This window comes from Demequina salsinemoris, assembly GCF_000974805.1.
Taxonomy (GTDB): domain Bacteria; phylum Actinomycetota; class Actinomycetes; order Actinomycetales; family Demequinaceae; genus Demequina; species Demequina salsinemoris.
On record NZ_BBQZ01000005.1, the window covers coordinates 92252 to 105054 of the forward strand.

11 protein-coding genes are annotated in these 12803 nt (G+C 63.7%); 4 read left to right on the top strand and 7 right to left on the bottom strand.

Annotated features, from left to right (window positions below):
• Positions 1–295 precede the first annotated feature (295 nt).
• On the top strand, positions 296–664 hold the full coding sequence (locus tag AOP78_RS10550) for a nucleotide pyrophosphohydrolase (protein ID WP_062204704.1): 369 nt from the start codon (positions 296–298) through the stop codon (positions 662–664).
• A gap of 19 nt (positions 665–683) precedes the next feature.
• Positions 684–1688 (top strand): hypothetical protein, encoded by a 1005-nt coding sequence (locus tag AOP78_RS15060; protein ID WP_152659513.1) that lies wholly within the window; start codon positions 684–686, stop codon positions 1686–1688.
• A 40-nt stretch (positions 1689–1728) separates the two neighbouring features.
• Here AOP78_RS15060 and AOP78_RS10555 read toward each other — a convergent pair whose 3' ends face one another.
• From AOP78_RS10555 to AOP78_RS10570, 4 genes are all read right to left on the bottom strand, one after another.
• Complete coding sequence (locus AOP78_RS10555; protein ID WP_062204152.1) at positions 1729–3561, bottom strand: DUF262 domain-containing protein; 1833 nt, start codon at positions 3559–3561, stop codon at positions 1729–1731.
• Positions 3562–3644: 83 nt separating this feature from the next.
• Complete coding sequence (locus AOP78_RS10560; RefSeq protein WP_062204156.1) at positions 3645–4337, bottom strand: hypothetical protein; 693 nt, start codon at positions 4335–4337, stop codon at positions 3645–3647.
• A gap of 133 nt (positions 4338–4470) precedes the next feature.
• Entirely contained in the window at positions 4471–5805 is a 1335-nt protein-coding gene (locus tag AOP78_RS10565) for a hypothetical protein (RefSeq protein WP_062204159.1), read from the bottom strand.
• Between the two features lie 457 nt (positions 5806–6262).
• Complete coding sequence (locus tag AOP78_RS10570; RefSeq protein WP_062204162.1) at positions 6263–7204, bottom strand: hypothetical protein; 942 nt, start codon at positions 7202–7204, stop codon at positions 6263–6265.
• Positions 7205–7692: 488 nt separating this feature from the next.
• Between AOP78_RS10570 and AOP78_RS10575 the strand changes: the two genes are divergently transcribed.
• Positions 7693–8556 (top strand): hypothetical protein, encoded by an 864-nt coding sequence (locus AOP78_RS10575; protein ID WP_062204165.1) that lies wholly within the window; start codon positions 7693–7695, stop codon positions 8554–8556.
• Positions 8557–8594: 38 nt separating this feature from the next.
• Here the strand turns inward: AOP78_RS10575 and AOP78_RS10580 are convergent, their stop codons facing one another.
• Complete coding sequence (locus AOP78_RS10580) at positions 8595–9302, bottom strand: hypothetical protein (RefSeq protein ID WP_152659514.1); 708 nt, start codon at positions 9300–9302, stop codon at positions 8595–8597.
• A gap of 256 nt (positions 9303–9558) precedes the next feature.
• Positions 9559–10380 (bottom strand): Sir2 family NAD-dependent protein deacetylase, encoded by an 822-nt coding sequence (locus AOP78_RS10585; protein WP_062204172.1) that lies wholly within the window; start codon positions 10378–10380, stop codon positions 9559–9561.
• A gap of 105 nt (positions 10381–10485) precedes the next feature.
• Between AOP78_RS10585 and AOP78_RS10590 the strand changes: the two genes are divergently transcribed.
• Positions 10486–11334: a formate/nitrite transporter family protein gene (locus AOP78_RS10590; protein WP_083980037.1), complete on the top strand. Its 849-nt coding sequence runs from the start codon at positions 10486–10488 to the stop codon at positions 11332–11334.
• Positions 11335–11395: 61 nt separating this feature from the next.
• Here AOP78_RS10590 and AOP78_RS10595 read toward each other — a convergent pair whose 3' ends face one another.
• Entirely contained in the window at positions 11396–12652 is a 1257-nt protein-coding gene (locus tag AOP78_RS10595) for an aminotransferase class III-fold pyridoxal phosphate-dependent enzyme (RefSeq protein WP_062204175.1), read from the bottom strand.
• Between the last annotated feature and the right edge of the window lie 151 nt (positions 12653–12803).

Genomic DNA, 12803 nt, shown 5'->3' on the forward strand with positions numbered 1-12803 from the left:
TGCCCCCTTGAGTTGGAATTGAGCGAGTGAAAGCCGCGCCATCACGCGCGCCGTCGCCGTTGGTTTGGCGCCATCCTAGCCAGCCAAAGGAGAGCCACTACCTCGTGACACGGCATTTGTAGTACGAGTGTCGGAGAATGGGGCGAATCGCGCCTTCAATCTGCCTGTACCAGGTGAAACACTGCTCGATCCATCGTGGGTCTTGGTGTTACGTCAACAAGTCGATTGCCTGTCTGTGAGTAGCGATACCGCGAGTCACGCAGACCTGCGGCTGGCGCAGCTGTACGTTCGTGGCATGGAGAGGTTCGATGCGACGCTCGACCATGTCGGCGCCTTCGCGAAAGCCCGCGATTGGGATCAGTTCCACACACCAAGGAACCTCATTCTTGCTGCGACAGGAGAGATGGGCGAGCTCGCGGAGCTTCTCCAGTGGGTGCCCGATAGCGAGGTCGTTGAGTGGTTTGAAGTCTCCGACAACAGGCTTCGATTCAGCCACGAGATGGCTGACGTCTTGATATACCTCATGCGTCTGGCTCAGGTCGTTGATATCGATCTCCTTGGGGCGGTGGACAGCAAACTCAGCCTGAACGAGAGTCGATATCCCGCCGATGTGGCGCGGGGGAGCGCCGCGAAGTACACCGCCTACCAAGAACCCGAGTCCTAGGGTTAGGCGGCAGGAAGAAATGCCAGTCAATGTTGCTCTTATCGCTGCCTCGGACGAAGATGCTGTCGGTCACTTCGAAGACACCGTCGCGCGTCCGGTCAATATCGCTCGGCCAGACTACGAGGGGCTCTTGAGTCCGGAGCTCAGCACGGCGCTCAGGGAATCTCACGGCGGTGACCTCGTGCCACTCTGGGGCACGAAGCGTGCCAAGAATGGAGCGGGAGAGCGCCATTGGAGGAAGCTCCAGTCTGGCGACGTTGCCGTGTTCACCGGCAGCGGGAAGGTGACAGCCGTCGCCACGGTTGCCGTTCCATTCGAAAATGCGGAACTCGCTTCGAGGCTTTGGCATGCCGATCCTGGCGAGCCCCAGTGGCAGTTCATGTACTCACTGCGAGACGTACGTGTCTTCGATGACGACTACGGGTTCATCAACGAAGCTGCTGGCTACAGCCCTCGCAACATCATCCAAGGGTTCACAGTGCTCGAGGACGGTGACCCCCATCGGGGAGATATCGCTTCCCGCGTGTTGCTTGCGCTCGAAGAGAACCTAGGAATTGTCCGCTCTTCCTCGCATGATCGTTCTGCGGAGGAAGTGGCAGGGCTGCGGCTGTCCGCTCTGGAAGTCGAGCGGATCGTTCAAGCGAGGGCTGAGCAAGGGCAACTACGGAAGTACTTGCTCAGTGGCGCCGACGCCGTGTGCGACCTGTGCGTACGGACGTTCCCATCGGAGCTACTGGTCGCCGCGCATATCAAGCCCCGTTCCGAATGCTCGGACGACGAGAAGCGGGACTTCGAGAACGTAGCGATGGTGGCCTGCCGTTTTGGGTGCGACGAATTGTTCGAGCGAGGTTTTGTCTCGGTTGACGCAGGCGGGACTGCGGTGCTCTCGGACGATTTGCCCAGCGGTCCCGCGAGAGGCTATGCCTTGGCGAAGATCGAAGGCAACTCCATTGCTCGTTGGCAAGAACGACCCGGTACTCGTCCACACTTCGCGTGGCACATCAAGAATCGATTTCGTGGATAACAGGCGTTGTTCCCGAAGCGCCGTTGTGCCTTCGAGCCAGTCAGTCCTCGTCCTCCTCGAACGGGTCTGAGTCCTCCTCGTCTTCGGCCCTCTCCTGCGCAGTGCGTGGCGTACTGGAGAATCGAGGCGCGGCGGCCGCTTGTTCGTCCTGCGTCATGGGCGCTTTGAAGACGCTGCAGGCGATCCGTGCAAGCTCCCCGGACCTCTCGTCGATTCTGGCGGGGGACCAGGTACTTGCGTCGCAGATGCGGGCGTTGAGACGAAGCCAGTCGTCCTCGAAGAGTTCCTTCTTGCGGCTGAATTGGGCGTTCGACAGTTCGCTGTTGATCGGTGTGAGAGTGAGATTCCCGAGCACGTGGACGAGCTCTTGATGCTTTTCGATAGGCTCCTGCACTCCCCATGTGCTCAAGTCATTCAGCCAAGCAGGCGAGAGCGTCTGTGGCATGACGTGCTCGATGGTGAGGGTCGAGCGGTCCAGCACCGGTGGCTGGTGCTTCTGCATGACGAACATCCCGCGATTGATGCGTTCCAAGAGACCCAGTACCCACCGGTGCCTCGACCGTGTGTAAATAGGTGTCGTGCGTGCAGCCTCCTGCAGGGCCGCGTCGCTCGGCCAAGTCGAGCGTGCCGATCCGGAGGACAACGCGTAATGCAGATGTTCGACGATCTCTTGGCCATTGTGGTTCGGCTTGCTGCGCAGTGTCCTCGTGGTCTGCACGAAGATCGACTTGTGGAGGTTCGGCTCGTAGCCGGCGAGTTGGCGGCGGGCCATGAATGACAACACGATTTCGAACGCTTCCGCGAGCTGATCGTCGGTCATACGGTCGCTCTCGCGCTGCCGAAGCAGCCAAAGTAGCAGGCCATCTGCGGGCAGCGTCGACCAGTTGCGCAGGTCAGTCGCAACAGACTTCGCGTTGGGGCTGAGGTCGCTCGATTCTGGCTCACGAATCCATCGGAAGATCCTTGACGTGCCGGTGAACTCACTTCCGTACGCGAGCACGTCGTTCAGCGACCGCTCGAAGGGAACAAGGTCGCGGTGGAAATACGTGAAGAGTGACTCTTTGCTTCCGTTGTGGCCTTGGCTGACGCTCCAAGCCACCATGTAGTCAACGAGCTCGTCGTCACTAAGCCGCTGCTCCATCGGCAGCCAGGACGATGTGAAGAACTCCTCGCCACTCTCGGCGAGCAACAGGAAGAAGTAGTTGCGGACAAGGTCGGCTTGGCGGAGCTTCTTGCCTCCAGCGTTCAGGGTTTGGAATACGCGGTGCGCGTTGTCATTGTTGTCGAGGCCAACCCACACAGCTGTGAGGTGCGTCTTGATGAGGCTCAGAAGCTCTTCAAGGGCCTCGTTGTCCATCGGTTCTAGCTTTCCCTTGAAGAATGCGTAGGCACGATCGACCAGGGTGTCTGAGCCAGGGTTCGGGACGCCCTGGATAAGGGGCAACAGTGCCTCCCTGTCGCGCTTCTGAAGCACTAAGCGCTCCCGGTGTCCTTCCTTGAGGTTCGCGTTGAGTAGCTCTTGTGAGTTGAAGTTCTGGATTAGGGCAGCGCGCTCTTCCACGGTTGACTCAAGCTGAGCGAGACGATCGCGAATGGCGCATACGAGGATGGTGAGTGTGGTGATGCGCTGTTGGCCATCGACCACGTAGTAGCGCTGTGCCTCTGTACGGCGCCCGTCATAGTCAATCTTCTTCACCACGATGCTGCCGATGAAGTGCGAAGGCGCCTCTTCGGTATCGCGGATGCGCTCGATGTCAGTCCACAGCTCGGTGAGCTGAGGCTTCTCCCAGGCGTAGTGGCGCTGCCAAATAGGGATGAGGAGCTGCTCTCCCGACTTGAAGAACTCCTTGGCCTGAACTTCGTCTGCCTTCACCTGAGAAACCTCCCGTGGTCCAACGCGAGCCTAGCCCGCGCTGGCGAAGGCCGCGGTGTCGACTCGAAGGTAATTTCGAATCGTCACTCCCTGTCCTTCCGTCGCTTGTCACATAGCTCGCGTCCGCTGTCATTGGTGCGGGTGATGAGGTTCATCACCTCGTCGAGTTCCTTCTCGAACCTCGTGAAGGGTGTCTGCTTTCGACCTCTCGTGGCCTCCCACGCATGGACGAACTGGCGCCAACGGCCCTGACCGCCATGCGATTCCCACTCCTGCTTGAAGTAGCGTCTACGGTCAATCGAAGCAGTCTGCTGGTCGATCGTCCACGAGGTGAGCGCGTCATTGAGTAATGCCGCGAATCTCGGGCGCGACTGGTACCACCACGCCGAGCTCTCATGCACTCTCCCGCAGTCGACGATTTGAGTTGTCATCTTCCGGTGCCGTCGCGTGAACGCTGCAGCGTGCAATTGAACAACTGCTACGAACTGCAGTTCATGCTTGTTGAGTGCTTCCGTTAGAAGGCTCTTGTCGGTGCCCGAGTACATCTCCTTGCATGTTGCTCCGTTCTTGAGCAACTCGTCTCGCGCGACTTCAATGGCCCGTTCCGGGACCAGCCAATCGGCGTTCGCCGCCACGAGCTTTGCAAGCGCGACGTCGAATGCCTCCCGTTGCTTCTGCCTCTTGTCGAGACGCCAGGCAACGAGCGTGACCGCTGAACCGAGTGCTGTACCAGCGAGTGCGCTGACGAATGTCGCGACGATGGTCTCGATATCCAAGGGCAGGTTCCTCCGGTGCTCTCTTGTGAGTCGTCTGAGCGGCATGGGAAGCCCACTCTTGATGCATGGGGCAGCTCTGATGCGTGGCGAGCATGTAGGCGCCGCGTGGACGATCGCTCGACACTGTTGGGGGCTAGTGATCGTGCCAAGTGATTCGCAGGGAAGCCTCTTGAATGAGGGAGTCGTGGTCGCGCACTTCCTCGAGCAACGGCCACTTCAGGAACTCTTGCTCCGCAAGCGCCCCTGCCTCCGCTAGGTTCCGCGCGAGCGCGTGTGCTTCGGCGATCTTGTCGGTCAGGATTAGCTTCGCAAGAGTGAACTTCGGATCGAGGTCGTCCGTGTCCCAGCTTTCTACGTCGTGTTGGACCGCGGCGAACTCTCCCATCCGCTTCCGCGCCAGCCATGCGTTGACGGTCGCAATCTGCCGGGAGAGCTGGTCGTGGCGCAGCGGTGCGGCCCACTCTTCGAAGTTGGCGACGACTTCGAATTGTCGGTTGCTCAGAAGCGTGTAGGTCGACTGGCTGACGATGAAGTCGAATACGCTGCCGATTTGCGGGGGCGACCCCTTGGTGAAGTGCTTCATGGAAGCCGCACTGATCTTCAATGCCACGGTCGTCAGCGCGTCCACCACGTCGACGAGATAGGCGGACGTGACCTCAGCGTCGTCCCCCACGGCTAGCGCGGTGTTTGGCACCTTGCGAAGGTAGGAGCTGTCGACTTCTCCCCCCTTGTGCACAATGAGATGGCGGCGCTGAAAGGCTTCAAGGATGACTGGGTTTGGATTGCGAGTAGCCCCGTCGACATCGACTCCGCGTTCAAGCAGCCACTGCGCCCAGGACTCGTACCCTCCGGTCATGAGGCGCTCCGCCCTGTCGGCGATGGCTTCAGCCTCGAGGTCGTCGAGGTCGTCGAATCTCCTAATCTCGTCGATGGTGTACGTCCGCTCGTACTTGCTCAGGATCTGTGGCCTGAGCGTCAGGATGGACCGTACATAGCGTGCTACGAGGACTTCGAAGTCTCCGATGGCGGTGGTCAGTAGGGCGGGCAGCAGAGCATCTGAGCCCCATCTGCTGCGGGCTACCCGCGGCCACACCTGCAAATAGAACCACGATGAGATGGAGTCGCTCGTCACTGCATCGATGGCGTCCTTCAGTCCCTGGAGCCACTCGACATCCAGAGCGTCGATGGCTAGCGGGGCGAGACCAGTGCTCATCGCCTCGATCTCGGCCCTGTGATCTCGCAGTTCGTGTTCGAGCAGTTGGCCGACTTCCCTGTGGTGCTCGGATGCTAGATGCGGAAAGAGGCGGTCTGCTTCTGACACGAACCGGTCGACGAAGGGCTCCGCCTTCAGCTCGCTTGTGTCAATCTCCCGAGCAAGTCGCTGGATCTCGTGTGCGGCGTCAAGGTAGCGATAGAGGTGCGGAGTCAGTTCCACGTACGTAGAGACGGCGTCTTCCTGGGACTTCATGGCCTGACCATAGCGGTACCCCCCCTGCCCTCGAGGGGTCCCTCGGTGCCGGACGAGTTTCGCGCTGCGTGCACCGGGGGTGCGTCTCCGCCGACGCGGGAACGTCTGCGACATGCCCGCGACTAGCCCCGTGGGCCCGCGCACATTGACGCCGAACTACGAGGCGTCACCTTGACTGCGCGGGCTGCGCGGGCTTCGCGTGCGCTCCCGCCTCCTTGACCAATGAAGCGGGGTAGGGGTTGCGCGCCAGTGGGAGCAAGCCCGCACAAGCCCGCGAGCCCGCAGGCGATGCGCATGGTAGCTCGCGAGTTGCCACGGGGCGCTGCGCGCGCTCGTCATGTCGGTGCCAGAGGGGGTGTACCCGTTTTCTTGGTGTACCAATCAAGACCCCGCGCTTATTTCCCTATATATATGATAGGGATCTCGGATGAGTGCAGGGGCCCTTTGTGGACCGGTCTCACTGCTCTTCGGATTCGCTGAAGTCGTAGTTGAATCGTTCCTGGTAAAGCTTCCCGTGGCGATTGGCGTAGGCCTTGACCTCAACTTGGAGGCGATAGCTTCTGGCGAGTTCGAGGATGTCGGTCTCGCGCCCGTCGTCTTTTTCGGCTGCTGTGATTGCGACCTCGACGGCACGCGGACCGGTGACCGTGACTGCATGTGGCTTCAGTAGTCCGCGCCGAGTGGTCTCGCTTTGGAAGAGCTCGGCGTCGGTTTGGCGGTACTTGCGCTGGAGTGCGCTGAGCGATGGGTTCGAGATGGTCTCGTTCGAATCTCCCGGCAGGTAGTTCGCCGACTTGTAGCGCACGGGCATGAGTGACTGGACTTGTTTGCTCATCGTCTCCACTCGCTCGGCTAGGAGATCGAGCTTCGCCGACTCTGGGGATTCATCGCTCCGTGGAGCGTCAGCGGTGATCGTCAAACCGAAGTGCTTCCACAAGGGGTTGGATCCTTCGCAACTCACGTCGCATTCGGAGAGATGCTGGGCTAGCTTGGTTCGCTCCGCTTCGAGATCCCACCCGTAAATCGTGGATGAATACTCTTTAGTGTGTATTCCGGAGGTGTCGAAAGGAATCTCCGACTTCTCGTCAATTACGAGCGATATTGCCCTATTGAGAGAGGTCCTGACTCCTAGCTCGAAGAAGACATTTGGATTGCTCCCGCTCAGGTCGCAAAGCACCATGTCCGCCTCGATTAGGTGCTGGACAATTCGAGCGTGAATGAGGTGCGAGCCTGCAGTGTTGGGGCGAATCGGTTCGAAGCCCGCCTCTTCGACTGCTGGGACGAGAAGCGCCTCCATTACATGCTCCCAGTGTTTGTCGTCTCCGTACTTATCGGCTTCGTCCGCGTGTGTCGTCATTGGCATCGCGATGAAGCATGTCTTCTTGGTTTCCCCGCTCATGCATTGAAGGCTACTACGAGGGGTTTCCTAGGGGGCGCTCTGGCGTTGGTCGGGTACGAAGTGGTTGCGCGATGCTCAAGGCGAGGACGGTGCGTGGCTTCGCCCCATTGGTTGCCGGAATCGTTCGTTGCGGGGGTGCCACTGCTATCAATAGTGTCCGGGAGGTAAATACTCGTATGGCGAAATCGGCTGAGGGGGAAGTGTTGCTGACGGGGATCTTGAGTAGTGCAATGCCGGGGCTCAGGAGCGTACGGGCGCCAGTCCTCGGTGGTGCCTTGTGGCTTGTGGTCGGCTGGGTCGCGCTGGGCACGAGTCTTCCGTCGCCGGACTCGGCTGTTGGGCTAGTGGGTCAGTTCTACGCGATGGTCGACTACCTGGGACCTGCCTATGTGGTCGCACTATTGGTCGTTGTTGGCTTTGTTCTTGGCGCGGCAACGGTGCCGGTTGCGAACGGCATATCTCGGTCAGTTCAAGTGGGAGCTCGAAATGTGATCGAGTACAACGCTTGGCGCAAATATCTGCGTTCCGCGGTCCGGCAGACCGACCGGCAGCTGAAAGGGTTGTACGCGCAACGTGAGGGCACGAGGGCAAAGTTGGACGAGGCCCTTCGGGCGCACGAGGACGCGACAGCGCTTGATGACATGGAATCGAGGCACCTCGAGCAGCAGCTCAAGGGAATCAGCAGGCAGGTCGCCAGCTATGAAGGCGCGCTTGCCAGGGTTGAGGACCAGATTCGCAACCGTGAGGCCGACAGTGAAGCCCTTCATGGCTTCTGGCCGCGCACTTGGCGAATCCGCCGCAACGAGGCCAATATCCGGCGGTGGGGGCGCGCTGACGCTCTGCTTACTGATGAGGCAGTGACTCGCGTGATCGCTAGTTCGTACAATGCCGGAGCAAACAGAGTGCTGAAGGATTCTGCGCCTCTCGAGATGTTCAACGTGTTCAATGGTCGTGAGGCTGAGCATGTAGCGCGCCTCAGGGCAGAGCTGGAAGTGGACCCGCTCGATCTCCTTCGCGTGAAGGACAAGCGCATCTACCTCGAGCTTGACCGGGAGAGAGCGGAAGTCGAGCTTCGCTTGGCGATTGCGGTTCCGCTTGCTGTGCTTGTTGCCCAAGTTGCGTACATCGCCCAAGCCCCATGGGTGCTCGCACTCGGATTGTTGCCAGGGGCTCTCCTGGTCAACCACGCGACCTCTCAGACGCGTGAGGCTGCGCGGGTGCTGAGGCACCTTGAGTTCGCCGATATCGAGACGCCTGCAATGGTTGCAGCCCGCGCATCTGGCGAGCAGGACGCCCGAGAGGCGCTTCGCAACGAAGAGCGTGAACAGCGCCTGCGAAAGAAACAGCCCTAGGTGCTCGATGGAATCGACCGTATCGCCGCTCACGGTGGCTAGCGGGCCTTCCTTGCCATGCGGACTGCGCTCAGTGCTGCTTGGAGCCCCGCTGACGGGTTCTCGCGTCGCTGACGTTCCGCCGTGGCGCGATCAACGTACTTCACAGGACGTGGTGCCCGCCTAGGCGGGGCCCCGTTCGAGCCCGCCAGGGACGATCCAACCCCCTTGTGGGGAGGGGGAGCGGTCTCCCTGGCCATAGGGCGCACCTGGGTCTTTCCGTGGAGGATGCGGTGCGCGGCTTCCCTCGTCGCCTGCTTGGCTTCCTCGACGCGGGCCTTCCAGGGCTCGACGGCCTCGCGATACAGCTCCAGGAGCGTATGGCGGTTGATCCGGTACCTCGACACCGTGACGCGGCCGCCCTTGAGGTTGCCGGTCACCAGTACGTCGAGGACTCCGAGGCCTTCGAGCAGCCGCAAGCCGCGACGGATGTGGCGGACGCTGCGCCCGCGCACCTCGGCGAGCCGCGCGTGCGACACCGTGACCTCCTCCGACCACCCTGAGCCCTGCATGACGGTCACGAGTGCGTCGAGCACATCGACCCCGGCGCCGGTGCGCGCTTCCCGCGGGGCGACGGCGCCCCACCCGACTCGTGAGAGCGCGTCGATCAGATAGCGGGAGTGCCAGGAGGCGTCCGGGGTGCGCTTGGCGCGCTTCTGAGGTGAGCCCTTGCTTGAGCGGCGAGCGCTGTGCGTACGATTACGCATGTCAGGAGGTCCATCCTGGCCATGCCCCAGGCCGTTGCAGCGGCGCTGGGGCACATCCTTTTCTGGAACCCAGTAGGAATTGACTGACTCAGATGTGTGTCATTCCTGGTAAACCTAGGTGTGGTGGATAATCCCGCCATCTCCACTCATCCCTGTTGTTGCAGGCCGAAGGCCGCCGCACCCGTCACGGGTGGGCGGCCTTCGTCATGCCTGGACGATGCGCGTCACCGGGTCCGCGCGTCACCGCGTCAGCGCGTCACCGCGTCAGCGCCCGCGCAAACGCGTCGAGCGTCTCGCTCGTCCCGGCATCGATCTTGACGTCCGCGCGCCTGTCGCCCTTGGTCGCGCCCCGGTTGATGATCACGATCGGCACGCCTCGCCTGGAGGCGCGCTCCACGAGGCGGACCCCGGAGTTGACGGCGAGGGACGAGCCCGCGACGAGCATCGCCTCAGCCTCGTCGATGATCTCCTCCGCGGCCCGGGTGCGTGCCGCGGGGACGAGCTCGCCGAAGAAGACCACATCGGGCTTGAGGACGCCCCCGCACGCGGTGCAGTCAGGCACCGTGATGCCCTCCCACGAGCTCGGCAGCACGTCGCCGTCGGGGCCGAGCTCGACCGCATCGGGCGTCGAGAGCACGGGATTGTCCCGCTCGAGCCGGTCCGCCACCTCGCTGCGCGAGAACCGCGCGCCGCAGGCCAGGCACGTGACGCCCCGCATGTCGCCGTGCAGCTCGACCACGCGCCGCGAGCCTGCGCGCAGATGCAGGCCGTCCACGTTCTGCGTCACGAGGCCGGTGAGCGTGCCCGCGCGCTCGAGGGCGGCGAGCGCCTCGTGGCCCGCGTTGGGGCGGGTGCCCGTGAACGTCTTCCAGCCGAGGTGCGAGCCGACCCAGTACCGGCGTCGCTTCGCCTCGTCGCCCACGAAGTCGTGCACGGTCATGGGCGTGCGGCGAGGGGAGCCCGCGCCGCGGTAGTCGGGGATCCCCGAGTCGGTCGACATGCCGGCACCCGTCAGCACGCCGATCCTGCGCCCCTCGAGAACCGTGAGCGCTCGCGAGACGTCTGTGCTGTGGTCCATGTCTTCTCAGACGCGCCGAGCACCGATTCGATTCCTGGACACGGCGTGCCGGATGCTGGGACCTTGGGCCTCGCAAGCCGATGACACGACCCCTACAGTCGAAGAGTGCTATCCCTTGAAGAGACCGTCGAGGTCCACGCCCACGCCGCCGAGCACAAGTCCGAGCTCGCGAAGACCCCCACCCGCCTCCTGGTGTCCGGCATGCTCGCCGGCATGTGGATCGGCGTGGGCGACGTCCTCATGTGGTCGGCCGCCGGCCCGTTCATCGTCGCCGACGACCCGGCGGGCAAGCTCGTCGCGGGCACCGTCTTCGCCGCCGCGCTGACCATCGTCGTCTTCGCGGGCTCCGAGCTCGCGACCTCCGCGATGATGATCCTGCCGCTCGGCGCGATCCGGAAGGCCATCACCTGGCTGCGCGCAGCGGGCGTGCTCCTGGGCGTCTTCTTCTCCAACATGGTCGGCGCGTTCGTGTTCGCCTGGATCATCATGCAGACGGGCATCCTCAACGAGGGAGCCGCAGGGGAGTTCTACGCCTCCTACCTGGAAGGCAAGATCGAGCACACGCCCGCCGAGCTGTTCTTCCGCGGCGTCATGTGCAACGTCCTCGTCTGCATGGCCATCTGGGCCGCCGCCCGCCTCAAGACCGAGATCGGCAAGGCCGTCATCATCTTCTGGGGCGTGCTCGCGTTCATCGCCTCGGGCTTCGAGCACGTCGTCGCCAACATGACCACCTTCGCGCTCGGCCTCATGGGCCAGGGCGGCCTGGACGTGACCCTCGGCGACTTCGCGACCAACATGGTGTTCGTCGGCCTGGGCAACCTGGTCGGCGGAGGGCTCGTCGTGGGCGTCGCGTACGCCTACGTCGCGGGCAAGGTCGGCCGCGGGCAGGAGCCCGCCTCCGACGCTGGCGACGACTGGCGCACCAACGCCAAGGAGGTCGGCGTCGAGGAGTAGGACTCCTCGGCCGCCTCGTCTCCCAGGGACGACGCAGGGGTCGCCCGCAGCGTCATCCGCGTCAGGCCGCCGGGCCGACCTTGGCCAGCGCCTCCCCATACGCCTCGACCACGCGGGCCATGTCCGCGTCGGTGAGCGCCGTCGACAGGTTGATCATGCCGCGCGGCGTCGTGTAGACGCCTGAGCCCATGAGCGCCAGATGGAGAGCGCCGCGCCATGCAGCATGCGCGCCTGCATCCGTCACGGTCGCGCCGTCGACCACGGGGTGCAGGTTGAGGATCGAGCCCGCGCGGGTCATCACGGCGTCCGCCCCTGCCGTCGTGGCCTCGGCCGCCACCGCGTCCGCCAGCGCCTCCGCCCGGCCGTTGAGCAGGGCGATCGCCTGCGCGTCGAGCATCCGCAGCGACGCGAGGCCCGCGGCCGCCGCGGCGACGTGCCCGTTGAACGTGCCCGCGTGGCTCAGGTGGCCCGGACGGGTGGCCGCCGTGAGCTCCATGAGCCCGGCGCGGCCGCCGACCGCGCCGATCGCGAGCCCGCCGCCGATGATCTTCGCCATCAGGGTGAGGTCGGGGGAGAGGCCGAGCGCGGCCTGGGTGCCGTGCGGGTGGTTGCGCAGCGCCTGCACCTCGTCGAGCACGAACAGCGCGCCGACCCGGTGCGCGGCGAGCTGAGCCGCAGCCAGGTAGCCGTCGGGCGCAGGGATCACGCCGCCCGCGCCCAGGAACGGCTCGAGGAACACCGCTGCGACGTCGGTCGTGAGCGCCTCGGCGAGCGCTGCATCGTCCCCGAACGGGACCCGGATGACGTCGGGCTCGTCGGCGTCTGAGAACGGCGGGACGCCTCCGTGATAGCCCTCGGACGCGACGATCAGGGCGCGACGACCGGTGGCCTGGCGTGCGATGCGCGCCGCGAGCGCAGACGCCTCCGAGCCGGAGTTCGTGAAGCGCACCAGCTCGATCGACTCGACGCGCTCCGCGATCTCCTCCGCGAGATCGAGCTGCGTGGGGTGCACGGCCGCGAAGGCGCTGCCTTCGGCGACGGCCGACTGGACCGCCTCGACGATCCGCGGGTGCGCGTTGCCGTGCACGAGCGACGTGTAGTTGTTCACGAGATCCAGGTACTCGATCCCGTCCGCGTCGGTCAGGGTCGCGGCGTGGCCGCGCAGGATCGCCGCGGGGAACGGGCCGTAGTGCGTGACCGACCTGGTCTCGCCGCCGGGCAGCCAGCGGCGGGCGCGCGCGTAGGCCGCGCGGGAGGCGGGCCGGCGTTCGGCGTAGGCGTCGCGGAGGGACGCGTAGGTCTCGTCGATGTCGGTCATGGGTCGCCTCCGCGGTGGTGCGTGTGGATGTCTCGAACCTAGTCCGCGCGGTGTTGCGCGCCGGTTTCGCGCCGGAGCCGGCCCTTCCGTGGTCTCATCGGCTGCGAGCCGTGCGCGGACGGACACCTTCTGACACGGCGCGCTTGGCGCA